Annotated in this window: 25 protein-coding genes and 1 riboswitch; of the genes, 6 read left to right on the top strand and 19 right to left on the bottom strand. The window is 32.6% G+C overall.

Features of this window, described 5'->3' with window-relative positions; translation table 11 throughout:
• Positions 1-22: 22 nt before the first annotated feature.
• The 5 genes from CM54_RS10310 to CM54_RS10290 form a co-directional block, all read right to left on the bottom strand.
• Positions 23-277 carry a hypothetical protein gene (locus CM54_RS10310; RefSeq protein WP_037550955.1) on the bottom strand — a complete coding sequence of 85 codons (255 nt, stop codon included), beginning with the start codon at positions 275-277 and terminating at the stop codon, positions 23-25.
• Between the two features lie 35 nt (positions 278-312).
• Positions 313-1,041 (bottom strand): alpha/beta hydrolase, encoded by a 729-nt coding sequence (locus tag CM54_RS10305; protein WP_037550953.1) that lies wholly within the window; start codon positions 1,039-1,041, stop codon positions 313-315.
• A gap of 133 nt (positions 1,042-1,174) precedes the next feature.
• Positions 1,175-2,026, bottom strand: a complete 852-nt coding sequence (locus tag CM54_RS10300) for a patatin-like phospholipase family protein (RefSeq protein WP_023349889.1) — start codon at positions 2,024-2,026, stop codon at positions 1,175-1,177.
• 24 nt (positions 2,027-2,050) lie between these two features.
• Positions 2,051-2,728 carry a phosphatase PAP2 family protein gene (locus CM54_RS10295; protein ID WP_023349890.1) on the bottom strand — a complete coding sequence of 226 codons (678 nt, stop codon included), beginning with the start codon at positions 2,726-2,728 and terminating at the stop codon, positions 2,051-2,053.
• 69 nt (positions 2,729-2,797) lie between these two features.
• Positions 2,798-3,481, bottom strand: coding sequence for a GNAT family N-acetyltransferase (locus CM54_RS10290; protein ID WP_037550951.1), 684 nt, complete (start codon positions 3,479-3,481; stop codon positions 2,798-2,800).
• Between the two features lie 210 nt (positions 3,482-3,691).
• On the opposite strand from CM54_RS10290, the gene CM54_RS12425 reads away from it, so the two are divergent.
• Complete coding sequence (locus tag CM54_RS12425; RefSeq protein WP_023349893.1) at positions 3,692-3,940, top strand: hypothetical protein; 249 nt, start codon at positions 3,692-3,694, stop codon at positions 3,938-3,940.
• Between the two features lie 41 nt (positions 3,941-3,981).
• Here CM54_RS12425 and CM54_RS10285 read toward each other — a convergent pair whose 3' ends face one another.
• From CM54_RS10285 to CM54_RS10275, 3 genes are all read right to left on the bottom strand, one after another.
• Positions 3,982-4,350, bottom strand: a complete 369-nt coding sequence (locus CM54_RS10285) for a DUF2294 domain-containing protein (protein WP_002434441.1) — start codon at positions 4,348-4,350, stop codon at positions 3,982-3,984.
• A gap of 106 nt (positions 4,351-4,456) precedes the next feature.
• Complete coding sequence (locus CM54_RS10280; RefSeq protein WP_037550950.1) at positions 4,457-7,027, bottom strand: DUF2309 domain-containing protein; 2,571 nt, start codon at positions 7,025-7,027, stop codon at positions 4,457-4,459.
• Between the two features lie 17 nt (positions 7,028-7,044).
• A complete protein-coding gene (locus CM54_RS10275; RefSeq protein WP_037550949.1) occupies positions 7,045-8,544 on the bottom strand; it encodes an NADH dehydrogenase subunit 5 in 1,500 nt (499 codons plus the stop codon).
• Positions 8,545-9,161: 617 nt separating this feature from the next.
• Between CM54_RS10275 and CM54_RS13165 the strand changes: the two genes are divergently transcribed.
• From CM54_RS13165 to CM54_RS10270, 4 genes are all read left to right on the top strand, one after another.
• On the top strand, positions 9,162-9,230 hold the full coding sequence (locus tag CM54_RS13165; RefSeq protein ID WP_098905584.1) for an alpha-1/alpha-2 family phenol-soluble modulin: 69 nt from the start codon (positions 9,162-9,164) through the stop codon (positions 9,228-9,230).
• Positions 9,231-9,320: 90 nt separating this feature from the next.
• The gene (locus CM54_RS13160) at positions 9,321-9,392 is read left to right on the top strand and encodes a PSM-delta family phenol-soluble modulin (protein ID WP_095323428.1); all 72 of its coding nucleotides are present in this window, start codon (positions 9,321-9,323) and stop codon (positions 9,390-9,392) included.
• A gap of 260 nt (positions 9,393-9,652) precedes the next feature.
• A complete protein-coding gene (locus tag CM54_RS12420) occupies positions 9,653-9,916 on the top strand; it encodes a hypothetical protein (RefSeq protein WP_023349896.1) in 264 nt (87 codons plus the stop codon).
• 39 nt (positions 9,917-9,955) lie between these two features.
• A complete protein-coding gene (locus CM54_RS10270; protein WP_037550945.1) occupies positions 9,956-10,834 on the top strand; it encodes a trypsin-like serine peptidase in 879 nt (292 codons plus the stop codon).
• A 155-nt stretch (positions 10,835-10,989) separates the two neighbouring features.
• Here the strand turns inward: CM54_RS10270 and CM54_RS10265 are convergent, their stop codons facing one another.
• The 11 genes from CM54_RS10265 to xpt all read right to left on the bottom strand — a co-directional run bounded on the left by CM54_RS10265 (position 10,990) and on the right by xpt (position 24,424).
• Positions 10,990-12,192 (bottom strand): GTP-binding protein, encoded by a 1,203-nt coding sequence (locus CM54_RS10265; protein WP_037550944.1) that lies wholly within the window; start codon positions 12,190-12,192, stop codon positions 10,990-10,992.
• 171 nt (positions 12,193-12,363) lie between these two features.
• Complete coding sequence (locus CM54_RS10260; protein ID WP_037550942.1) at positions 12,364-12,747, bottom strand: VOC family protein; 384 nt, start codon at positions 12,745-12,747, stop codon at positions 12,364-12,366.
• A 410-nt stretch (positions 12,748-13,157) separates the two neighbouring features.
• Complete coding sequence (locus CM54_RS10255) at positions 13,158-14,333, bottom strand: MFS transporter (protein ID WP_023349898.1); 1,176 nt, start codon at positions 14,331-14,333, stop codon at positions 13,158-13,160.
• Positions 14,334-14,349: 16 nt separating this feature from the next.
• Positions 14,350-15,561 (bottom strand): ATP-grasp domain-containing protein, encoded by a 1,212-nt coding sequence (locus tag CM54_RS10250; protein WP_037550940.1) that lies wholly within the window; start codon positions 15,559-15,561, stop codon positions 14,350-14,352.
• A complete protein-coding gene (locus CM54_RS10245) occupies positions 15,558-16,805 on the bottom strand; it encodes an ATP-grasp domain-containing protein (protein ID WP_037550939.1) in 1,248 nt (415 codons plus the stop codon). Before CM54_RS10245 ends, CM54_RS10250 begins: the two co-directional genes overlap by 4 nt.
• A 3-nt stretch (positions 16,806-16,808) precedes the next feature.
• Positions 16,809-18,521, bottom strand: coding sequence for a hypothetical protein (locus tag CM54_RS10240; protein WP_037551018.1), 1,713 nt, complete (start codon positions 18,519-18,521; stop codon positions 16,809-16,811).
• Positions 18,522-18,526: 5 nt separating this feature from the next.
• On the bottom strand, positions 18,527-18,766 hold the full coding sequence (locus tag CM54_RS10235) for a ferredoxin (RefSeq protein WP_002434152.1): 240 nt from the start codon (positions 18,764-18,766) through the stop codon (positions 18,527-18,529).
• A 586-nt stretch (positions 18,767-19,352) separates the two neighbouring features.
• Entirely contained in the window at positions 19,353-20,894 is a 1,542-nt protein-coding gene (gene guaA, locus CM54_RS10230) for a glutamine-hydrolyzing GMP synthase (RefSeq protein WP_023349905.1), read from the bottom strand.
• A 178-nt stretch (positions 20,895-21,072) separates the two neighbouring features.
• On the bottom strand, positions 21,073-22,539 hold the full coding sequence (gene guaB / locus CM54_RS10225) for an IMP dehydrogenase (protein WP_002434485.1): 1,467 nt from the start codon (positions 22,537-22,539) through the stop codon (positions 21,073-21,075).
• Positions 22,540-22,577: 38 nt separating this feature from the next.
• Positions 22,578-23,846 (bottom strand): xanthine permease PbuX, encoded by a 1,269-nt coding sequence (gene pbuX / locus CM54_RS10220; protein WP_002454438.1) that lies wholly within the window; start codon positions 23,844-23,846, stop codon positions 22,578-22,580.
• Positions 23,846-24,424 carry a xanthine phosphoribosyltransferase gene (gene xpt, locus CM54_RS10215; RefSeq protein ID WP_002434618.1) on the bottom strand — a complete coding sequence of 193 codons (579 nt, stop codon included), beginning with the start codon at positions 24,422-24,424 and terminating at the stop codon, positions 23,846-23,848. Before xpt ends, pbuX begins: the two co-directional genes overlap by 1 nt.
• Before the next feature lie 289 nt (positions 24,425-24,713).
• Positions 24,714-24,816: riboswitch (purine riboswitch) on the bottom strand.
• Between the two features lie 216 nt (positions 24,817-25,032).
• On the opposite strand from xpt, the gene CM54_RS10210 reads away from it, so the two are divergent.
• Positions 25,033-25,440 carry a general stress protein gene (locus CM54_RS10210; RefSeq protein ID WP_002434071.1) on the top strand — a complete coding sequence of 136 codons (408 nt, stop codon included), beginning with the start codon at positions 25,033-25,035 and terminating at the stop codon, positions 25,438-25,440.
• Positions 25,441-25,594: the final 154 nt, after the last annotated feature.

Here is a 25,594-nt window from a genome sequence, read left to right as displayed (position 1 = left end):
TTAGATTTAACATTTTTGAATTTTAACTTTTCTCATCATCTAATCCATAAACAATATTTTGCCCCTCAGATACTTCCTCAATATCTAAACTCTCGATATGATTTACATTAATATAATGAACAATATCTTTTTTAATATATAGATACGGGAGTTCATCAAACTCATCTATAATACGTCTCACACAAGTGTCATAGTCGGGACCATTTTCAAAAGTTTTAAATTCTGTATAAGTTTTACCTGAAATAGTTGTATAAGTAATTAAGAATGTGCGTTTCATAAACTTTTAGTCTCCTTCAATATTTTTATAGCTCATTACTCATTAAAAAATTCAACAATAGCTTGCTCTAATGCTTCTCGGCCCTCTCCATATGTCATTAAATGACCGCTTCTTTCAAAAGAATTCAATTCTTTATCCTCACTAGCAATATGGTCAAAAATAAATTGCGCACTATGGGAATACGCCTTATCATCTTGCTCGCCATACATTACCTTAGTTGGAATTGTAATTCTATCAAGATGAGACATGATATCATCAATGATATTTTGAAAAACCTCAATTTGTTTATTATACTTTTGAATATTTTCCAATTGATCAAAGCTTTCTGCGTCATCGAAGTTTAAAATTTGATTCATTCTTCGCCCGTAAGTTTCAAGTCTTTTAGCAATACCACTCTCACCTTTTTTATGAGGTGCTGACATGACAGCTATTCGCTCTAAATCAAATTGCTCAGCTAGCCTAAGCGTAAACAATCCTCCTAAAGAAACACCTGTAGCATAGATATGTTGATAACCTTCGTCCTCTAAGAAGTGATACGCATCTTTAACTTCATTCCACCAATCATTAATATCAAACTCCGTAAATTGATCTAATGGTAAACCATGACCTGGATAGTTTGGCACATAACAGGTAAAACCTTGGTCATTTAAGGTTGTTGCTAAGTGCTTGACGTCGCGCACTGTACCTGTAAAAGAGTGTAATAAGAGAATCGCTTGGTCACGATTTCCCTTTAAATAAATTGGTTGAGGTGCTTTAATCTTCATTTCTTAATGTCACTCCTAATATAATTACGTTTTCTCAATTTTAGACGGCTCGCATGATACAGATAGACTGAATCATTTAAAAATACATTATTACTGAGCTATTCTATTTATTTTAAAAAATGGGTGATGGTATCTATGACATCCATACATGATGATGTTGTTTGATTTCTCCAGCTATTGATATGCCCTGCTCATAACCAGCATGCCCAATATTAATTAAATTATCAGGACTATAAATGTTCTCACCAATAGCTTTTTGACTATCATTATTTGGTGTGACAGTAATTACATTACTATTTTTATTTAATTTATTTGCATCATCGTTTACACTAGGTAGATTTCCATAACCATCAGCTAGCGGGGCTATGATAATGATATTTTTAAAATCTTTAGCTACCATTGCATTTGCTGGAGAAGTCATTCCCCCATCAATCCAATCTTGATTTAATAGGCGTATATGAGGCCATAAACCTGGTACAGCACCACTTGCTGCTACCGCTTCTTCTAACGGTATGTTGCTCTCTTTATTGAAAGTGGCTAGCTGTCCAGATTTGGCATTAATAGCGGTTATAAAAAGATTACCTGTCCAATCCACATTACCTAAGCGCTGACGAACTGCATGCATACGTTGGTTTAATGGCATTTTAGACGGATGCGTATAAACAATATCTCCAAGCATTTGACCTACTTTAATTGGATCATCTTTGCCTACAACAAATGCATTTTGCCAAAGACGATATAAATCCGAATTTAATGAACCTCTATCATTCGAACTAATTTGAGATGGTAATTCTAAATAATAGGATTTCATATCCACTTGATTTGCTAATATAGCACCAATAAATGAACCAGCTGATGTACCAATAATCGCATCGGCACTAGATACATTTATATCATTTTCAATTAATCCTGCTAGAACACCTGCTTCCCATGCCATTCCTGTGATTCCACCGCCGCCTAGTACAAGTGCTTTATCATTTCCCATATTATCTAAACTCCTTATATCACTCTAGTTTTTCTTATTATTCCGTAAAGTAAACAAAGGATAAGCCATTATAAATAGTAATACCCATACAACTGCTAATGTTCCACCGCCAATAACATCAGTGAGATAGTGTGCATGAAAATATAATCTGCAAAACAAAATGCTTATCCAGAGTATGCTTGTTACAATTATAATAATGATTCGAATCACTTTTACTTTTATAACAGGTACAATTGTAAGCATAATCACTAAAAAGAGTAAGGTACTCGCATTAGAGTGACCACTAGGAAAGGACCATCCAGAATCAATAGCTAAATGACTAAATGGACGCTGTCTTTCCACAGTTTGCTTAATAAGATAATTAATCCATGTACCTGTAGTCATTAATAATAATACCCATATCGCTTGATGTTTATTTTTGAAAATAAACAAACATATAACGAGTATTGATGCTAATTTAAGAACGGCACTTACATCGCCAACTGTAGCACAAAAAGTCATATATAAATTTAAAATATCACCTTCATATACTCTTGGTGGGTGACCAAAGCATTGTGTAAACCACTCTAAAGATGATTTATCTATAACTTTGAGTAAGTGACAGTTTGTCATTACACCATACATCATAAAACTAAAAATAATAAGCAACATGATAAGCAAAGGAATTGTTACTTTTATTAAATTCAACCTTTCAATCTTCATTTAAACACCTATTTCTCTTAGTTGTGATAGAAGATAAATCATATTCTTGTTCTTCTTAAAACTAACTTTTTACAACTTATTAAATTGATTGCCTTTTTCATCAAAGTTTTGAGGTTTTAGCCAAATTTCATATCTCTTTTTTATTTGAGGCCACTCTTTATCGATCATAGAAAACCATGCAGTATCACGATTTCTATTTTTATAAATAACTGCCTGTCTAAACACACCTTCAAAGGTAAATCCTAAGCGTTGTGCAGCTTTTTTAGAAGGCTCATTCAAATGATCACATTTCCATTCATATCTACGATAACCTAAATCTTCAAAGACATATTGTGCTAATAAAAATTGGATTTCAGTAGCAACTCTTGTACGTTTTAACTGATTAGAATAATGTACATTACCTATCTCTATTGAGCCATGATTTTGATTTATCCTCATTAGTGAGACATAGCCTAATGCACGTTGCTGGTTGCGATCGATAATTGTGTAAAATACTGAGTCCTCCTTGTGTATTAAACGTTGGATGTACTTATTAAATTCCTCTTTGTGTAGAATTGGATTCTCAAATAAATATGTCCAACTAGGCCGACTATCTTCCTTACCTAAAACTTGAAACAAATCGTCAATATGAGATTCATTTAATTTAACTAATGAACTATACCTTCCGTCTAATTGTTCTTTTTTAGGAAATTGGAATTGATAATTATGAGATACTTCATCCCCTATAGGCTGATTAAATTGATTTATTCTCATTGAATACGCCTCACTTTAACCACAAATTCACTTGCTAAATGATTTATTATTTCTCATTCTACCTCAAATTCTAATCAATTACTTTTTAAACAATCTCTTGTATTAATTTATGCACTAAGCTATCATTTATCATTAAGATTTTATACTTATTACATGAATATTAATGTATAATAAGTTTTATCTATTTTATATATGTTAGGAAGGAATATTTTGAAGGATAAGCGAATACTCATTTACATTGCTCTCATTATTACACTTATACGCTTTTTTATACCATTCCATCCCAACTTTGACACGTTATTATTATGGTTATTTATACTTTATATAATCCCTATTATTTTAAGTTTAATTGCATTTAAATCTGAAAAGTTAATCGCCACAATGGTTATTATTCCTAATTTAATGGGAATCATCTATCGTTTAGTTGTATACGTCAATGATTTATTTCATCTAAAATAAAAAACAGCACTATCTCTTTGATAGTACTGTCTTCATTCCGTTTATTGATTTATTCTTTTTTCAAAATTATCTTCTAATTTAAAAACAATCACGCGCTCACCAGTCACTGTGCTTAAATCACTATGAAATGTCACAACTTTTACGCCTGTCAAATCATAAATAATCGCATTTAAATCATCTTCTCCTGATTCGACAAGTTCTGAACGTGTACGCTTAATATTTAATAAGCCTTCGTTCGTCTTACATACACGATATTCAGCAGGTGTTAATATACCTTGTAAATTAACAATTATCATATCGCGTAAAATGTCAGTTTTTACAGATAATGACCCTCTACCTAGAAAGTCCTTTTCCCATTGCGTAATAGCTTTACTAATTTCGGATTCATAAATACCTTTAGTCTTTTTCATAACTAGACTACTCCTATATCTTGATTAACTATAGTTTAACATTAATCTAGATATTTCCGAAATCGCGTTAATTTAGATCACAATTCTTTATCACACTAATTAACAATTACCAATCTTTCCAGCTATTATTTTCATCAATACTAGCAAGTCTGACCCAACGATGATCAACTTTACGACGAAAATGATCATTTTCATTTAGCAGGCGTTGAATATGCGCATCAGGCGCTTGGATAACTACAAGGAGGCGTATTGGCGAATGATACATCTCATTATCTCCTGCCATTACTGATTGCCATGGCAGACCATACATTAAATCACTTGAGTTCCCTTGCATCACACCTACACCTGAAGTCACAGATTGTGTCGTTTTATTACCACTACCATAAAAGTGTGGTGCCACTGTAGACGCATAATATTGTAAGTTAATCCATTGAGCAACAAGAGCAGGGCCCGAGATAATCGTGTTTAAAATTTGGCCATCTTCATCTTTCGCCCAATCATAATTGTGTAAGAATGCTCGCCCCTCTAGATCACTATTCTCAGTAATTTCACGTTTACCAATTATAAATTCTGCATTTTTAGCTAATCCCCATTCAGGTCGAACTTCACTCCAATCACTTGCATAACGATGCGCTTCACCAATAGGATCCTTGTGATGTTCATCAATACTCGGTAATTCACCTAGACGTTCTAAATTAGCTTTATAGCTTACCTCAGGCATTGCTGCTTCTAATTGATCAAAAGCATGTTGTGCGGCTTCACTTAAGTGTGGCATGTAAATGTACTCTAAATGATCTACTGATGTTTTATGTTCTGCAGCTATAAAAACAGTGTCCTCAGGAATATGAATTCCTTCTTGGGCTAATCCTTCTCTTACAGATGGCATATTACACATGGTAGCTAATAATTTAGCATTAAATCCGCTCGATGCCCCCCCACAAGCGCCACACTCTAATGTGGCATGATAAGGATTATTATGAGACTCACTACCATGACCGCCTAAAACTACAAGTGGTGCAAAGTCTTTTGTTAAATCCATTAATTGTAAAGCATTTTTAGAAAATTGAACTTGCTCTTCCTCAGTAAACCCTATCGGTAATTCAGAGTATTGACCGTGTTCTCTTTCAATTGTTAATTTGGCATCAGGTTTACGAAGCCATTTTTTAGTAAGACGATTCACAAATTGATGTGCTTTCTTCGGTAAAATGGTATTAGCAATTGTATTAATACTGAGAAATGGTCCACTTAGTTCGGGTAATAATAGACTAGGTAATACATTATGTTTCATTAGTTTAAATGTATAAAACATCGAAGTTACAGAACGTTGTTGTTGATTATACATATTTAACTCTTGTCGATCAGCATATTCCTTAATTTTATATGCAGGTTCTACCATGACCGGTAATGAATTATGCGTAAATTGCTCATCTAGCACTTCTTTTTGAATAGGTAAACCAAAGAATCCTGCTATACCTATCGTTTCAAAAGGACCTTCACTCTCTAAATGACGTCTAAACGGTTCAGAACGTACATCAATACAGAATGCTAGTTGTACTTGTGTTCTTTGTTTATCATGTATCTTACGTGGTGAATCATAGATTTTTTCAACTAATTCATTTTCATGCGTTTCTTCCCACGCATAAAGCCACAGTTTCTGGAAATATGCCGGACTAAAAGTTTCTACTAATTTTAAATAATCACTCTGTTTAGACTCCGGTAACTCTAACCATTCACTTACAGACATGTTGCTGTGATAAAGTAACGTATGAACTTGCTCCAAACCTTTTTTTATATGAAAAGGCAGTCCAGTAGAGGTATCAAATTGACTATTAATCAGCAATGCTTCCATAGACAAGCGTATAGCTACATATTCAGTAAGTAAGTCTTTTTCAAATTCATTTTTTTCTGCACGGTAATACATCATTCCAGCCCAACCAGGTAATGATAATAAATGACTTTCTACATATGCTTGCTGGTTTTCTTCCTTAATGTTCAAATATTTAAAAGCTTGATAAATCGCTTCATTGACGTCATGAGATAGCATTTTAATTTTTTGACGTTGTTCTTTCTGTAACATTGGGTCGTGTTGTGCTAAATGTAACCATGCTGTATAAAAACCTTTATCACGTTGTGGCATTGTCCAACTTGATTGAAAATCGTCTAAATATAATTTTGACCATTTAATCATGTGTGCGTCTAAAATATCGATAAGTTTTTCTCCGTTTGAACTAAGACGGTCAGCACTCTTAGCTCTAACACGTGTTTGACTCACAGAATCTTTAAAATGATCTTTCACCCATTCTTCTAATTTTGTTTGATCATTTTCATTAAAATATTCCTCATCAATGTGAGATAAATGTTTAGCATTATCCATATATGCGTGAACTTCATTTTCAGAGAGAGGCGTATCAAAAGCGTTTATATCTTCTTGAAGAACGTCTTCAAACACCTTCTTATCAATCTCTCCATTTTTAATTCCTGCATGAATAGAAGCATGGTTAGGATACATATCAATATCTCTTACCTCTCTAATCCACTTTGCAACTTGATCAAAGGTACGATCTTCTAAACTTTCCCATGGATTGCGTGCAGCAAATATAGAAATAGGTGATAAGGGTGTAATGACACGTTTTGCACGTGATACCAATTCATTCATATCTTGTTGATATTGAGTCATAACCTTTCTCTCCTCTTTTATAAATATTTCTTCAGATAAGTTGGGTGACTTTCGATTGATTTCGTCTTGGCTTCACCTAATTTAACCAGCCACAAATACAAAACAGCAAACGCTTTTGAATCTCTCTGACGTGCAACCCAAATACTAAGAACGCTTCCAAACACTAAAATTAAAATACCAATGATCACACTCATTAATGGTGGATGAGCAACATTCATATAAACATGACTTAATGTATTGTAGAAATAATGATGTGTAACAATATAAACAAGAGCAACAATAACAATCATTATAATACCTATCACTCTACCGATTAGTCCTCTACTAAATGCCACCATTTGATTCCATGATACCATTAGCGACCACGCCAATATTAAAGCACTTAAAATTTCATATGCACTGCGGTCACTACCTAACCAAAATAAAATAGCAATAATAATTGCTAAGCAACGACCTAATACTACCCAACTATAAGAACGCTTAGCGCTAGGTGGTGTTGGTATATTAAATCGTTTCACAACCGAACCTGATTGTAAGAATAGCGTTGCTTTAAATACACCATGTAAAATTAAATGAATAATCGCTGCTGAGTAAACTCCTAAGGCACATTGAACAAGCATAAAGCCCATTTGGCTCATCGTAGAACCAACTAATTGTCTTTTATAATCCACATGTACCAAGCTGATGCCAGACCCTAGTAATACAGAAATACTTGCGATAATTAACAAGATAGTAATTGCTAATGGGTCATTAAAGACAGGTGAAAACCGTGTTAGTATTATGCCTCCCGCATTCACAATGCCCGCGTGCATAATTGCAGAAACAGGCGTAGGTGCAGCTACTGATTCAATTAACCAACTTTGGAATGGAAATTGAGCAGCAGGTACGATTACTGCTAAAACGATGAGCATATCAATGATGAATCTCATACCACTAGTTATTACGTCATCGTTTGCTAAAGTGACATTAATATGCCAGTTTCCTGTAGCTACATATAATAAGATGACAGCAACAAGTAATGAGAGCCATCCCAAAGCAAATGACTTTCCAGATACTTTAGCCGCCTCGTAAGGTATCTTCCAAGAACGATTTACTCTTATGAGTAGCGTTAAAGAAAGTAACGTTGCTCCCCAAAATAAAACCATCAATCTCAAATCTCCACTTAACCATGCAATAGATGCAAAAGATGTGATTAACGTAAATAATGGAAAATACTTGCGGTGATTACGGTCACCTATTAAATAACGAACTGAGAACTTTTGAATAATAAAACCTAAAATAAGTATGAAACTTCCCATTAACCACGCGAGATGATCCATTGTAAAAGGCCCAATTTGTTCTCTATCACTAACATTCAATAGTCCTATAACACTTATAATAATTGGTAGAACAATGAGATAAAGGTGTATTTTAATGTATTTAATTGGTACTGATGGAATGAGAAATATTAATCCACTCAGTATAGCAATGACAAGTGTTATAAAAAATACTATTAAAATGATGCTCATACTTAACATTGCACGTCCCCCACTTTTCAAAAATGACTTCTATTTCACTTAATTTCCATAATAAAAAAGCCTACAATAGTTAATCCCTTCACCACCATTGAATACAATGATGGTTTAAAAGAATTTATAACTACTGTAGGCTTCAATTCAACTCAAGTATGTATAGAGTAAACATGTTAATCAATTAAACATGTACTATTATTAACTTTATTTAAATAAGCTGCCTATGTATATATCATTTATAGCAAAGTAAAAACTCTTTCTTCTTCATCAATTCGGATGTCGAAATCCATAATCGCTAAAGTAAGACTTAGCTGTTACTTTTGCGCACATTAGTATAAATGTAATTCATTTTAATACTAATGTCAATTTAAATTGACTTGTCACACCAATTTTTCTACCTAAAATAAGGTTAAATTGTGAAGTGAAGAACAAGCTCAAAATATGAATGTAAAGGTTTTGTAAAGGTTTACACTACTTAACTACATCTAGGAATAATTGTGTGTAACTTAATGACCTAAAAATTTCACTTAGGCTATTTAATAAACGAGTTAGGGAATATCACACCCAAAACATCACTTTCTCGTTAAACTATACATATCAACTAAGCAAAGGAGGTAATTTTAATGAGTGATATCATCAATCAAATCGTTAAAGTTGTCAAAGGCTTAATTGAAAAATTCACTAACAAATAAGTTTATTGATTCATTTAGCTATTACTCATAGCTTATGAATATTCAATAAAAATTCTCTAACATACAATGTTGTGAAGGGAGGCAACAAACATGGGTATCGTTACAACTATCATCGAAATCGTTAAAACTATCGTAGACTTAGTTAAAAAATTCAAAAAATAGTCTATAATTTTTATCCAAACCACTACCTAATAAGGTAGTGGTTTTTTTATTTGCAAATCACTTACTACTTGAATAATAGATCTCCCCACTATCTAATCGCCCTTTCTTTTTGTTTATTTATATTAAAAATTAAAATAACTATTGTAATAAACATATTTATACATATAATAGAATATACAGCATGAAATTTGCTAACTCTTAACTATGATTTCAATGCTAAAAATTTAATTATTACTACGACATCGAAAGGAACGACATACATGAGAAATCTATCAATTTTAGATATTTTATCAATCTTATTCACACTAATTAGCGTGTTTATTTGCTATACAACAATGTTCACTAATCTATATAACGAAAGTGGATTTAGTTTTTGGTATTTCCCAGGTGCAACATTTTTCGTTATATCCATCATTGTTAACATTTTAGGAATGTTTAGAAATAATAAATCACTTAATATTTCTCTATTCTTCGTTAACTTTTTTGTGTTACTCATTTTCACTACGCCATTCGCAATCGTCTAATTAGATCAATTATTTTCATTAACAAAGGGAGAGCTAATTATGAAAATATCTCAAATCATTAAAACTGTTATTGCTGGTACACTGATTTCAACATCCACTATTACGTATAGTTTGTACCACAGTGAGAAAGCTAAAGCTGAAGTTGATCATTATTATCGAGACGGGTTTCAGTATCCAACATATGTTACAGCTTTGAATAAAGCTAAAAAAATCAGTAATAAGAACCTTAGTATCTCGCATTACACAACTACTAAACAAAGTAAATTAAAAGCAATTGGTAGAGTATCTAATAAGAATGGCTGGAAAAAAGGAAGCAACGACCCAAAAGTAAGAAAACAAGATTCAATGGGAACAGGAACAGTGATAGGTTCGCATACATTTATTACGAATGCCCATGTCATTGATGACAGATATGGTAAAGCTGCAGCTGCTAAATACATTTCATTCGATATGAATCGAGATGGCAAGTCTATCCCATATCATTTTCATGCCTCAAAGGTGATTAAAGTACCTCAAAGCGATATTGCGGTAGTACATACTAAAGAAAATATGGGCAAGCATGTTAAACCTATACGAATCGCTACGGACAAAGAAATTAAAAGTTTGAAGTTTAACTCCACGATTTACTCATTAGGTTATCCATGGCAACATAATGATAATACTAAGGCATATTTTAATCGTTTACGCTTTGTACAATTTTCTGGAAATGGTTCAGAAATACTAACAAAAGATATTTTTAGATCAGGCGCTTCAGGTTCACCGATGTTAGATTCCAAATTCAGCAAAATTTATGGTTTGAGAACATATGGATATAATTTAGATGGAAAATCAACAGACCAATATGCGAAACAAGAAATGGCTGGTGGCGAATCATTTAAAGGTTCGGCAGGTCAATTTGTTAGAAAGAATATTAAATAAATTAAAACAGGTTATTGCAGGAGTGCTTAATTACATTCACTTTTACAATAACCTGTATTTTTAATGTATTTTTCACGTGGAACAATCTCTTATTTTCATGAAACTCAAGACTCTAAGTTCACTCAGAATAGTAAATGATACGCATCAATTCCTCACTACATTCTTTTATCATATTTCCATTGATAAGGATCGTAAAGTAATCGCCAATCTTGATTAATTTCTGAAGTATTTATTAAACAAGCATCTAGCTGTCTAGTTATTTCCTCTTGGTCTAAGTCAGTTCCTATAACAACAAATTGCGTATGACGATCCCCATATTCTAAATCCCATTCAGTAGCTACTTCCGCACGTGCTTGAAGTATTTCTTTCTGCTTTTGTTCAGGCATAGTAGCAACCCAATATGTCACAGGATGAACATCACATGACGAGCCTGCTTGCGACAATAAACAAGCTACACTATTATGTTGTGCAAACCAAACAATTCCCTTTGCTCTCACGATATTGCTAGGTAAATGATCGAACCAATCTTTAAAACGTTCTGCGTTAAATGGGAGTTTTCTGCGATAAACAAATGATGAAATTCCATACTCCTCTGTTTCAGGCGTATGATGTTCATGACCACCTTCTGTAAGCTCTTTGATCCATCCCGCAGACTCACTTGCCCTCTCAAAGTCAAATAACTGTGTATTTAATACTTCTGATAAATCAACTTCTGAATTTACTGTTTTAATCATCTTTGCTTCAGGTTGTAACGCTCTAAGAGTCTGTTCTAAACGACCTAATGCCTCTTTACTTACTAAATCAGTTTTATTGATAATCATCACATCACAGAATTCAACCTGGTCAATCAGTAAATCTGCTATTGTGCGTTCATCAGCATCCCCTATACTTTCATCTCTATCAGCTAATAAATCTTCAGATTGTATATCGTTAACAAAACGATTCGCATCCACTACAGTTACCATAGTATCTAACCTACATAAAGCGGTTAAATCAATCCCCAATTCTTCATCTATATAGGAAAATGTTTGCGCAACCGGTACAGGTTCTGAAATTCCTGTAGACTCAATGACAATTTGGTCAATACCGCCCTTTTTAACTAAACGTTCAACTTCTTTAAGTAAATCATCTCTTAAAGTACAACAGATACACCCATTTGATAGTTCGACAAGTTTTTCATCCGTTCTAGATAACCCTCCGCCTTGAGCGACTAAGTCTTTATCAATATTGACCTCACTCATATCATTGACTATGACAGCAATTCGACGCCCCTCTCTATTTTTAAGAATATGATTAAGCAATGTTGTCTTTCCAGCACCTAAATATCCACTTAGCACTGTCACTGGTATCTTAGCCATTCATATAACCTCTCTTTATGTAAATAGTAATTATTACGTTTTATATTTTATAGAAAGTTGGTTTAAGTATCAACCTATTCTTTTGAAAATGAGTTTAGCAATAGCACAAATAAAAAAAGTTAGTTAAAAACGTTTCTCGTTTTTAACTAACCCATAACGAATTGTTTAATTTTAAAATGTGCCATTAATGAAGTAATTTAATACCCATGTAATACCATTTAGGCGGTCTTTAACTTCAGCATGATACGCATTAAAGAACGTCTTCTCTAATTTCACTTTAATTTGACCACCGTCATCTACTAATCGTTGATACACACGTTCCAATTCTTCTTGCGAATCACATTCGATAATGAAATGAGGATTTTTAGAAATCGGATGTTTATGGAAAGTATCTGCGAAATGAACAAAAGTACTCTCTCCAATAATCAATTGGGCATGATACGTTTTACCATCTTTACCCATCAGAATTTCAGTATTTGCCTGAAATACATCTTTATAATAACTTAATGATTTATCTACGTCTTTTACATAAATAAATGGACTGACAGTCTTCATATACCCCTCCATAATTTTAGTCTTAAAGTTTGTTTAACAAATATATATTAAACTTTCGAAAATTTCAAAAATCTTAATGTTTAATTTTTTACGTTGTACTACAATTCAATACAACAAAGCCACTCCTTAATGGAGTGGCAATTTATTTAAAACTTAGGTCCACCATGTACTAGAATACTTCTTAAGAAGTCGAAGACTTTTTTCGCGAATTGAATTAAATCACTCATGAAATTCATCTCCTCTCAATTATTTCTTTACATTATTATTATAAAACCTTTAAGATATAATGAATAAATTTTGCTTAACTGACAGACTTGAATACTTAGACGTTGAAATCATCACAATATATAACATTTAAAATCTATATTTATACACTTATGAATTTAAATATACAATGCCGATTTTGATTATTATGCAATTTTATTACTTTTATAGAAAAATAATATACTGAAAGAAGTTATGATTGATAACAATCCGAATATTATCCAACCTTGCTGAATAATGTCTAAACACACACCACCTATGATTGGCGCTAACAAAGCTCCCAGGTTTTGCAAACCAGCTAACGAATAATATGTCCCTTTAAAATTATCATTAGATAATGCATCAATGCGTATATCCATCATTGTAAAAACCAACATTTCGCCTAAAGTAAACACGACCATTGATATACATTTTAAGATAACATCATCAATTATCCCTAGAGCAAATAAACTCATAGGTAATAAGATGGCCCCCGTAATCATTGCTGTTTTAATGGATGCGCGTTTGCTAAAGACATAAACGAAGAATTGACATGTGATAACAGTAATTCCATTTACTGAAAGTAACAACGCAAATAACTTTGAGGCATTAAGATTTTTATAATATATAGCAAAATATTGGGGTAATATGCTAGTCATAACGGTATAACCAAACACGAACAGGATCAATCCAATGATTAAATATGAATATGCTCTATCATCACGAAATGTAGTATACATACGACTAATATCAACTTTCAAAGTATTATTTTTATTTTGTAAATCTATTTTAAGTACGTAAAATGCATATATAAACGCATTGAAATTGATACAATAAGCCATAAAAATGATGTAACAAATAATATGTACACCTAAGAATTGTAATTGTACTGACACCAATGGAGCTAATGTAGCTGAAATGTTAACAAGATAATAGCGTATATTAAATACAAATTCCTTATACATTTTATCAGTGGATAACGCCAAAATTGTTTTATATGTCGGCGAAAGAAGACTACTTCCAATACTATTAACTAAAGCAAATATAACGAAAAATAGACATTTACTGATTAGAGGGAAACATAGGAAACTCATTGCCGATAGAAATAAACCAACAAAAATAATGACTTTTTTATCGATTTTGTCTATAAAAGGCGCCGCTATAAAACTCATAAATAGAGATGTAATCGCAAATGTCGAAACTACCAAACCTATTTCCAAACCACTTAAATGATAATTTTGAGCTAAATAAATAGATAAAAAAGGTATAATCAGAAAATAGCTAAATCTTTCAAGAAATGTAGCTAAAAATAATATATATGTGATTTCAGGTAAATTTTTCAATAAAAACTCCTTTATTCTATTGATGATGTTCCCATATAACATTTTTTTCATACCATTCATTGACAATATTAATTCTAGAAATAAGTTCTTTTTCACTGTTGCCTTCTATCACAACAGATATGATATGATCAACACTTAATTGCGCATCGTTATATGTTTTATTTTTTTTAGCAATAATTTTAATCGCTACTACCCAGTCAAAATCTAAATTTTTCCTAATTCCTTTATAAACGCCACATTGAGGTGGAATTAAAACAAAACCAGAGTATCGTTCAACTGGTTCTTGTGGAATTGAAATTGTATGTTTCTCAAACATTTGCAAATATAAACTTTCTTTATTTAAGTGTATATTCGTCGAATTTTGAATCACTTTTCCTATTTCTGCGCCTCCAGTTCTACTGCCTATTTCACAAAAATAAACTTCGCCACTGTTAGTTACGAAAAATTCAGCATGAAATGAGCCGTTTGGAAAGCTAGGTAATATATCTATGACTTTTTCAGCTTGTGCTTTTAAAATTTTATTGATCGAATTTTTTTCTTCAATCATAAAACTCGATAAAGGTTGATTTTCTTGAAATTCTAAACAGCCTTTATGGTATTTAGAAACATAAGAAACGATGACTTCATGATTTTGAATTAATCCATCAACATGATACATTTCTCCATTAATAAATTCTTCGATTTCATAATTATTTATATTTCGATTTTTTTCAAAAAAAGCGTCTATATCTTGTTGATTCTTAATAATATATACATCCATGGATCCTGAACCATAGATTGGTTTTAAAACCACAGGATAGCTCGTTTGTTGGATAAACTTTTCAACTTGTGTTTTAGAAATTACTTTTTCAAATTTAGGAATATTTACAGATGAATCATATAGTAATTGTTTCATCAATATTTTATTTCTATATGATTCCGCACTCATCAATAACTGACCGGGACAATGTAGTATCTCTCTTAACCGCGCACTCCGTACAACGTCAAATTCCGATATGGATAATACATTTGTGATATTGTACTTTTTGCTTAGCTGTATCGCTTTAGTTTCAACCTCCACGTTATCCATGTAATTTTCAAATGCTTCAATTAATAAAAAATGCTGTGAATTGAATGTATGTTCTTTTTCTACTGGACAAAAAAGAATAATATTTTCTTTAGCATTCGGAAACCATAAATCGTAAGGCGTTTTGTTTCCATCGGTACTAGACAATATAATTACAGTCATTGTATCTCAACCTTTATAAACGATTCGATTTCATCGATAGTATTTTCAATATCTTCAGTGGTTTCTCCTTCTAAAATAATATTTGCAATGAAGCAACTAGAGAAATGTTGCGGTGGCATAATGACTTCATCGCCTTCTTCTTTCAAAGGTATGACGGCAATGACTCCGGGAATTTCCATAATAAAATCTAGACCTGCAATTTTTTTGAACAGTCCACTTTGATGCGCACGTATACTATAAAAGCATAATTTTTTATTACCATTTTCATAATCTGGCCAGCTATCTTTAACATTATTTCCAACAGCAACATCAATGATTTTTTCGATAAATGAGTGACCCGAAGAGAGTCTAATAAGATGCGACGTTATGAAGCCACCAGCAGGTCTCGCTGCAATCTCTATCACTTTAAAACCAGATTCCGTCAACCGACCTTCTAAATGAAATGCGCAGTGATCAATTTTTAAACTTTGAATCGCTAATTTCGTTTTCTTTTTAATTTCATCTTTCACCTTTTCAGGCTTATCAGAAGGGAAAAATGCAATATATTCTAAAGAAAATTTAGGTGTTACCCTTTTATCAGTAATTCCAGCAATAAATACTTCCTTATTTTGCACAACACCTTCGACAGAGAACTCTTCTCCTTCAATGTATTCTTCATAAATATATTGATTAGGATAGTAACTATAAACCTTATCTTTATTTGGGGAGGTAGAATCCAATAATAAATTAAAAGTATCTTCCAAATGTGCTTTACTTTCAATTTTAAAAATACCTTTGCTACCAGAGGCACCAACTGGTTTTAATATACCTGGCATTCCAATATTAGCTACTGCCTCTTTTAAATCATTCAAGCTTTTAACCTCTTGAAAATTTGGGCAAAGCCCCTTAACACTCGACATAGCTTGTCTCATAAAATATTTATTTCTCACATTTTGTACTATTTCTGGATTGATACCAGGCAAACCCAATTCTTTGTTTAAAAATGACACAAGCTCTACATCTTTATCTGACCAAGTAAAAACACCACTAATTTTTATATTTTTGTTGTATTCAATAACTGTATTAATCGTTTTTTGAATATCATAAGAATCTATAATAATTAATTCATCTACTAATTTACCGATTAACTTAGGATTTTTATCTGCCATTAAGACAACACGATATCCTAAATTTTTAGCTTCTATAATAGGTTGAACTCTTTCTACCTTATGGCTTCTTATATTTATAAACAATAAGGTTTCCATATCCTAACCACCCACTTTATCTTTAGTATATTTATTTTGGTACCATTCTCTACTATAAATATTGATCTTTATTTCTTTCTTAGTTTTTTTACATATATCAAACCAAGATTGAAATAATGACTTCAATATTTCTTTATAATATATAGCGATGACTAGGTCATTCTTACTGTAATCACTTCCGCTTTGCTTCATTAATCTTAAATCAAAAAATGCGTTATATATTGTTGCCTCATTTTCAATAAATCCCGGACAACGAATGGCATGTCTAACTTTAGCGAACACATGTCCTTTATGATGCTGATCACTCCACATAGTTATGTCAGCCATAACAGGTGGAAAATAAAAATGACGAGTGATTCTTGTTTGATTATTCAAAAAATTTCCCGGGGTATAATGCCAGCTGTTATATTCCATTCTTTTACTTATAGCGGTAAGTATTCCTGCTAATATTTTAGAATTATCTTGAAATGCATCTTTCATGAGTGAACTTGGGATAACACAACAAAAATATTGATTTTGTCCCCAGTTAAAAATTTCTTCTAACTTATCTTTTTGATGGGCTTCATAAAATTTGAGTGGCTCTCTAAAACCTCTAGCCATACCTATATCGGATGAAGTTCGGTCAATTGCTTTATTTATAATCATATCCATAATTTTTTCAATTATTTGATATGGTTCTTTATCAATATTTTTCTCTATAATTTGGCAAAAATAATGATAATAATCTTTTTTGAATTTAATTGAGGTAAATTTTTCTAAATCAGTTTTTAAACTATCGTCATTTAGTTTAGCTAGTTCGCTTTTATCGATATATCTTTCCTCTTTATGTAAATTCAGACCATTGATATACCTGTAGATTAAATAGCTATTTTCAATTTCTTTTCTCAACGAATATATACGTGCCGCTTGTTTTTCTAGGCTAAGACTACTCTTCGTCTCTCTTTTCAAAATATGACTATATTCTTTGATTTTTTCATTAAAATAATCTTTTAAAAATGACAGCGAGAAATGTATACCATTTACTTCCTCCCCACGTGAGGGAGGTCCAGATTTAAGTAATAGATACATATTAAAAACAAAAATTTTTTCTGCTTTATCCCATTTTTCAACACTTTTATAGGGCAAATCATTTAATAAAAAGTCCTCTGTATCTCCATCGAATTCTTTTATCAAATTATTATAATTATAAAATGTACTAAAAGTTTTATCTTTAACATAAAGCAATATGGGTGCCATGTGATAGATATTAAACTTAATAAATTTTATTATTTCGTTAATCTCATCTTTGCTTTTACCTTTGAAAAAGTTCTTTACTTCTTTATTGTATATTTCTTCTTCTATCTCTAACGCTTTTCTGATCTTTTCATTTATAATTTTTATCACTTGTTCATTTACAACGAAGTAACCTAATACAAATGCATAATCATCAAAAAAGTTATCCGCACCCAAGAGTATTCTTCCATATTCAGTTATACCGAAATAAATTCTATTTTCATCAACATTTTCTAACTCAGAGGTAAAAACGATTCTAGAATTATGTTCGTTTAAACATTGATAAATAGTATTTTGTTCTATATTGAGACTTTTCACTCCAACAGACTCAGCTATTTTCCCATCTAACGTAAAAAGCGTACGAATAATTGTAGATGGATTCTTTAAACGCTGAACTTTATTTTGAACTTCTAACAATAACTTGCCAAAACCATTTTTATTCATATTCATCACTCACCCTTTTCATTAAAAGGATGTTGCGATATTTTAATTGATTCTGTTGGACATCCCTCAAGTGCATTTTTCAAATGTTCAATTTCATTAGATGGCACCGATTCACATCCGCGGTTATTATCTAAGCACGCATATGCAATATCTTCTACATCATATTTAAATAAATTAGGAGCAGCTACTCCACAGGCAGCACATGAAATACAATTTTCTCTATCTACATAAGTATAATAGTTCATATAGAATCCCCCTTATATTCAATTCTCAATGTGCAAGTGGAAATATTGATATATTAATCATGATTTTCTAAAAGAATGATAGTTAGAAATACATTACTTATACAAAAGATAATTTCTCTAAAATCATATTATTTTAATTTTATATAAATCCCCTTTTCCCACAATCCCAAAATAATTTTAACTTTTTGAGTGCAATTTTGCAATAAAGATGAAAATATAAATTAATAAAATAATAGAAGATAGCTTCATTAAACAAAAATATAGAAAGAAATACATATACTTTAAATATTTATGCAACAAAGTTTTTATTTTTTTATATTTCATAATACAACGCAAATAAATAGCGGTATTAAACTTCAGAGTGAGATTAAGTTAAATTGTTAAAACGGTAGGCTAATAGTTATAACTAAATAAATCATCATTTCTTTCCTTCTATTTATTCAAGTGAATAACACACCAAAAAAACCTTTAACCACAATGGCTAAAGGTTTAGAAATGCGTAATCATAACGTATTCAATATAAAAATAAATAGGCTAGAAACCCTTTTGTTTTGGTGTTTCTAACCTATTTATTGTGATTATTTCATTACTCCCACTCAATTGTACTTGGGGGCTTAGAAGTAATGTCATAGACAACACGGTTCACGTGGTCAACTTCATTTACTATACGACTTGAGATTTTTTGTAAAACTTCCCAATCAATACGAGCAAAGTCACTTGTCATTCCATCAATGGATGTCACTGCACGAATACCTACAGTGTGATCATACGTACGATAGTCACCCATCACACCTACCGATTGAATGCCAGGTAAAACTGTGAAATATTGCCAGATATCTCTTTCAAGACCTTCTTCTCGCACAACTTCACGTAAAATTGCATCAGATTCGCGTACAATTTCTAATTTATCTTCAGTAATTTCTCCAAGTACACGAATACCTAAACCGGGACCTGGGAATGGCTGTCTCCAAACTAAGTGCTCTGGAATGCCTAATTCAATACCTAAAGCACGTACTTCGTCTTTAAATAACGTGTTAATCGGTTCGATAAGCTCAAATTCCATATCTTCAGGTAACCCACCTACGTTATGGTGAGATTTGATTGTTTGAGCCGTTTTAGTACCAGACTCAATCACATCAGTATAAAGCGTACCTTGAGCTAAGAAATCTACATCCGTTAATTTAGCCGCTTCATCGTCGAAAACATAAACAAACTCATTACCTATAATTTTACGTTTTTGTTCTGGATCAGACACGCCTTTTAACTTGTCCATAAAACGGTCTTGCGCATTAACACGAATAATATTCATATCAAAGCCTTCACCGAATTGCTCCATGACCATATCGCCTTCACCTTTTCGAAGTAAACCATGGTCAACAAATATACAAGTTAATTGATCGCCGATTGCTTTATGTAACAACACTGCTACCACTGATGAATCTACGCCACCACTCATAGCACATAAAACTTTACGGTCGCCAACTTGTTCACGAATCTTCTCTATTTCAATTTCAATGAAATTCTCCATTGTCCACTCGCCTGTACAATTACAAACGCGACGTACGAAGTTTCTTAATAAGTCATTACCATATTCAGTATGACGTACTTCTGGATGGAACTGAACGCCATAAATACGACGTGACTTATCTTCAATCGCAGCATAGTTTGTACTAGGACTATCTGCAATCACTTCAAACCCTTCAGGAATCTCAATGACTTTATCAGAGTGGCTCATCCATACAGTTTGTTCTGAAGGTAGTCCAAAGAATAACTCATCAGATTTAGCGTTGATAATAGCCTTTCCATATTCACGCTCGTTTGCACGCTCTACCTTACCACCTAGAAGTTTTGTCGTTAATTGCATTCCGTAGCAAATACCTAATACAGGGATACCTAAATTATATATTTCAGGATCAATTGTAAATGAACCTTCTTCATATACAGAATTAGGACCACCCGAAAGTATAATTCCTTTAGGATTCATTCGTTTGATTTCTTCAATTGAAATCTCATGATCATGTAATTCACTGTAGACGCCCATTTCACGAATACGTCGTGTAATTAATTGATTGTATTGGCTACCAAAGTCTAAGACAAGAATTAATTCTTGCTCTTTCGCCATCTCCATAATTGCGAATCTCCTTTATTATTGTGATTTTTATGTATAAAACTTAGAGAAACGCTCCTCCCAGTGCTATACTTCGCTATCATTTTTCATCCGATTATACGAAAAAGAATTTCAAGCTAACATATAACATAGTCATGAAGAGCGATCTCTAAAATAATGAATGTATTTCAATTCCTAATTAGAAAGAATAATTTGGTGATTCTTTAGTAATTTGAACGTTATGAGGGTGACTTTCCGCTAAACCAGCAGGTCCCATGCGAGTAAATTGGGCTTCTTCACGTAGAGCTTTAAGGTCTTTCGAACCAGTATAACCCATACCTGCTCTTACACCGCCCATAAGTTGATAAACAGTGTCTTGTAAAGGACCTTTGTATGCTGTACGTCCTTCAATACCTTCTGGAACAAATTTTCTAGGAGCTTTATCTTCTTGGAAGTAACGGTCGTTTGAACCTTTTTCCATAGCACCTAATGAGCCCATACCACGATAAACTTTATATTGTCTTCCTTGGAATACTTCAGTAGCACCTGGGCTTTCTTCAGTACCAGCTAATAAGCTACCTAACATAACGGCATGTCCACCTGCTGCTAATGCTTTGATAATATCTCCTGAGAATTTAATACCACCATCGGCAATAATAGCTTTGCCATGTTTACGTGCTTCAGTCGCGCAATCATATACAGCAGTAATTTGAGGAACACCAACACCTGCTACAACACGTGTCGTACAAATAGAACCAGGTCCAATACCTACTTTAACAACGTCAGCGCCTGCTTCAAATAACGCACGTGTAGCTTCAGCAGTGGCAACGTTACCAGCTACAACAGTTACCTCAGGATACGTTTCTTTAATGTGTTTAACTTGATCGATAACACCTTTAGAGTGACCGTGAGCTGTATCAATGATTAATGCATCGACACCCGCTTCAACAAGTTTTTGAGCGCGGATTTCAGTATCTTTAGACGTACCGATAGCAGCTGCTGCTAATAATCTACCGTATTCATCCTTAGCAGCATGTGGGAATTCAAGTACTTTTTCAATATCTTTAATTGTAATTAAACCTTTCAATTTACCATTTTCTACTAAAGGTAGCTTTTCAATTTTATGTTCTTGTAAAATTGCTTCTGCTTCATCTAAAGTTGTACCTACTGGAGCTGTGATTAAACCTTCTTTCGTCATCACATCTGAAATTTTAATTGAGAAATCTTCAATAAAACGTAGATCACGGTTAGTAATGATGCCTACTAAATTTCTGTCAGAGTCGTTATCAACAATTGGAACACCTGAAATGCGATATTTACCCATTAAAGCTTCTGCTTCGTAAACACTTTCATCAGGAGTTAGGAAGAAAGGATTAGAGATGACACCATTTTCAGAACGTTTTACTTTTTGTACTTCATCAGCTTGTTCTTCAATGCCCATATTTTTATGAATAACACCTAATCCACCTTGGCGTGCCATTGCAATTGCCATTTTTGATTCTGTTACTGTATCCATACCTGCAGAAATTACTGGAATGTTTAATTTAATTTTATCTGATAATTCAACGCTTAAATCTACGTCACTTGGTAAAACATTTGACTCAGCTGGAATGAGTAATACATCGTCGAATGTTAAAGATTCTTTAGCAAACTTATTTTCCCACATTTAAAAACCGCCTCCATTTTTATTTATAATTAGTTACATTATTTCACATTTTCATCACTTTGTTTATAGTTTATACCATTAAAAAAGAAATTTAAGATAATTGCCGAAATAGCACCCAATACAATTCCATTTTGAGTTAACCAAGCGAATTGATCTCCTAAGCTTTTGAACGCTTGGGGGACGGCACTAATACCTGTTCCTAAACCAACAGATACAGCAATGATTAATAGATTGTTTTGATTATTAAAGTTAATATTTCCTAAAATACTTACCCCATACGCCATTACCATTCCAAACATGGCAATCATAGCTCCCCCTAATACAGGGAGTGGGATAATATTCGCTAATGCACCTAACTTAGGAATACAACCACAAATGAGTAGTAAAATAACCATCCCATAAATAACGTTGTTCTTTTTCGCACCTGATAGTGACACAAGACCAACATTTTGTGAATAAGCAGTATATGGGAATGAATTAAATACAGATCCTAAGATGATGGCTAGACCTTCCGCAGTGTAACCCTTACGAAAATCTTTTCTCTCAAGTTTTTTACCAGTTATCTCACTAAGTGCGTGATAGACACCTGTGGATTCAATTAAACTTACGATTGCTACAATAAAGAAGACAAGTGTCGAACTTAAATCAAAGCCAAAACCTGAGAATCTAAATGGTAAAGGTAAGCCTACCCAGTGGGCATCTCCCACTTGTTTAATATCTACAAGGCCAAACACTGCTGCCAAAGCTGTACCTAGAACTAGACCTATTAAAATAGCTATCGATTTTAAGAAACCTTTAGTAAATCTTTGTAATACCAAGATGATAATTAACGTCACGCCACCTAAAATTAAATTTTTAGGATTCCCATAATTTTTAGCGCCTTCTCCACCTGCTAGATAATTCATTGCGACAGGCATAAGATTAATTCCAATTATTGTAACTACACTTCCTGTTACTACAGGTGGAAAGAATTTAACTAAATAGGAAAAGAATGGTGCAATAATAACAACTAAAATTCCTGATACAAATAATGAACCATAAAGTACTCCTAAACCTTTTGTCTGCCCAATTAAAATCATCGGAGCGACTGCTGTAAATGTACAGCCTAAAACAATAGGTAATCCTGTACCTGTTATTTTATTAGCTTGTAAAAATGTTGCTACACCACACATGAAAATATCAACTGTTACTAAATAAGCAATCTGTTCAGAGGAGAACTTCAAACTCGTACCGACTATAATAGGTACTAAGATTGCTCCAGCGTACATAGCTAAGAGATGTTGAAGACTTAAAATGAAATTTTTCATTATTGCTCACCTAAGAGCGTCACTTTATTACCTTTTAAAGAAGCTACTTTACATAGTGACGTTACATTTAGACCTTCGTTCTCAAGTCGTTGACGTCCGTCTTGGAAACTTTTTTCAACCACAATACCAATACCTACAGTTGTTGCTTTAGCTTGTTGCACGATATCATTAAGACCTAATGATGCGTCTCCATTTGCAAGGAAGTCATCAATAATAAGAACTTTGTCGCCCTCTCCAAGAAATTCTTCAGAGACAATAACTGTGCTTGTCTTGTTTTTAGTAAATGAATGAATCTCTGTGCTATAAAATCCATCTTTCAAAGTACTAGGTTTAGCTTTTTTAGCGAATAGACAAGGAACATCAAAATGGAATGCCGCCATAATAGCAGGGGCTATACCGGACGCTTCAATAGTTAAAATCTTTGTTATTCCTGCGTCTTTATACGCGTCATAAAATGTCTGACCTACTTCATTCATTAGCGTTGCATCAATTTGGTGGTTTAGAAATCCATCCACCTTTAAAATCTTCTCATCGATGACTACACCGTCTTCTTTGACTTTACGTCCTAACGACTCCACTCAAAAAAACCTCCTCAAATAATTAATAATTTGAATAAATTAGATATAAAAAAATCCTCAAACTAAAATTTAATAGTTTCAGGATCTACGAGTGAACATGCAATACTTTGCATTAAAGCAAAAATAAGAAGAAGTTACGCAAAATTAGTCCTAAAAACGTTTATTAAAATTTGATAAAGCTTAATTACTATTGCGCTAAAGGTATTTATGTACAAATACTCACTTCATAGCTATAAGACATATCAAAAACGTTTTACTTTGTGTTGTTTTACGATCTAAACTGCTCTTAATGTATTGTATTGTTACTCATAGTCATGTCGTTTGAGGCGACACGGTAGAAACTTCTAAAGCCATATTCTCTAGATTATATGAGTCATATAAATTATTTAATGATAATAGCAAACTTTTTGTGTATTTTCAATATGGTTAGAGGTAAGTTAATGATTGCAATATCAACAATTTATTGTGAAATCGCTTTAATTTTCAACTATTAATTCATATTGGAAAAACCTAAATCAAAATTATATAATTATATATGTAAAAGTTTTATATAAAAGGACAAGGGTATAACTTTGTAAAGCAAGTTTTAAGATGAAGGGGCGATAACCATGGCAGAAATTACTGTAGTAAATGACAAAAGTGAATTATATAATGTCATTAACCAAAAGAAATCTGAAGGCTATTTAGAAACTGAATTAGCAGTTATTAGTAAAAGTAAATTACACTTAGATGACCTACACAATTCTCAAATCTCTATGATTGCCACAAGTGGTTCATTTAGTGATCGCATGTCTCGTTTATTAACTGGCGAAGATGGTGAAGAGGCTGTTCTTTCTCGTTACAATTTAACTGAAGATGAATTAGAATCACATAAAAACGACATTTTAAATGACAAATTATTACTTGTAGCAAATCGTGATCGTTCTTCTCACGATGAAGTTGAAGAGAATAATTCAGCTTATGAAGAGATAGATATTACGCATTATGCTGCTGAATCAAAAGGTCCTAAATCATAAGTTCTTATAATTAGAACGTTTCAATTTACGTCACCACAATGTTTACGTTAAAAATCGTAGACCTTGTGGTGCTTTTTTATAAATAAATCACTCACAGGCAGTGAATAGAGCTTATAATTATCCTATAATAGAATAAATAAAATTTGATGGGGGC

The organism is Staphylococcus sp. TE8 (genome assembly GCF_000692055.1).
GTDB classification, from domain to species: domain Bacteria; phylum Bacillota; class Bacilli; order Staphylococcales; family Staphylococcaceae; genus Staphylococcus; species Staphylococcus capitis.
The sequence above is the reverse complement of the archived record's forward strand: the minus strand, read 5'-3'. Positions and strand labels throughout refer to the sequence as shown.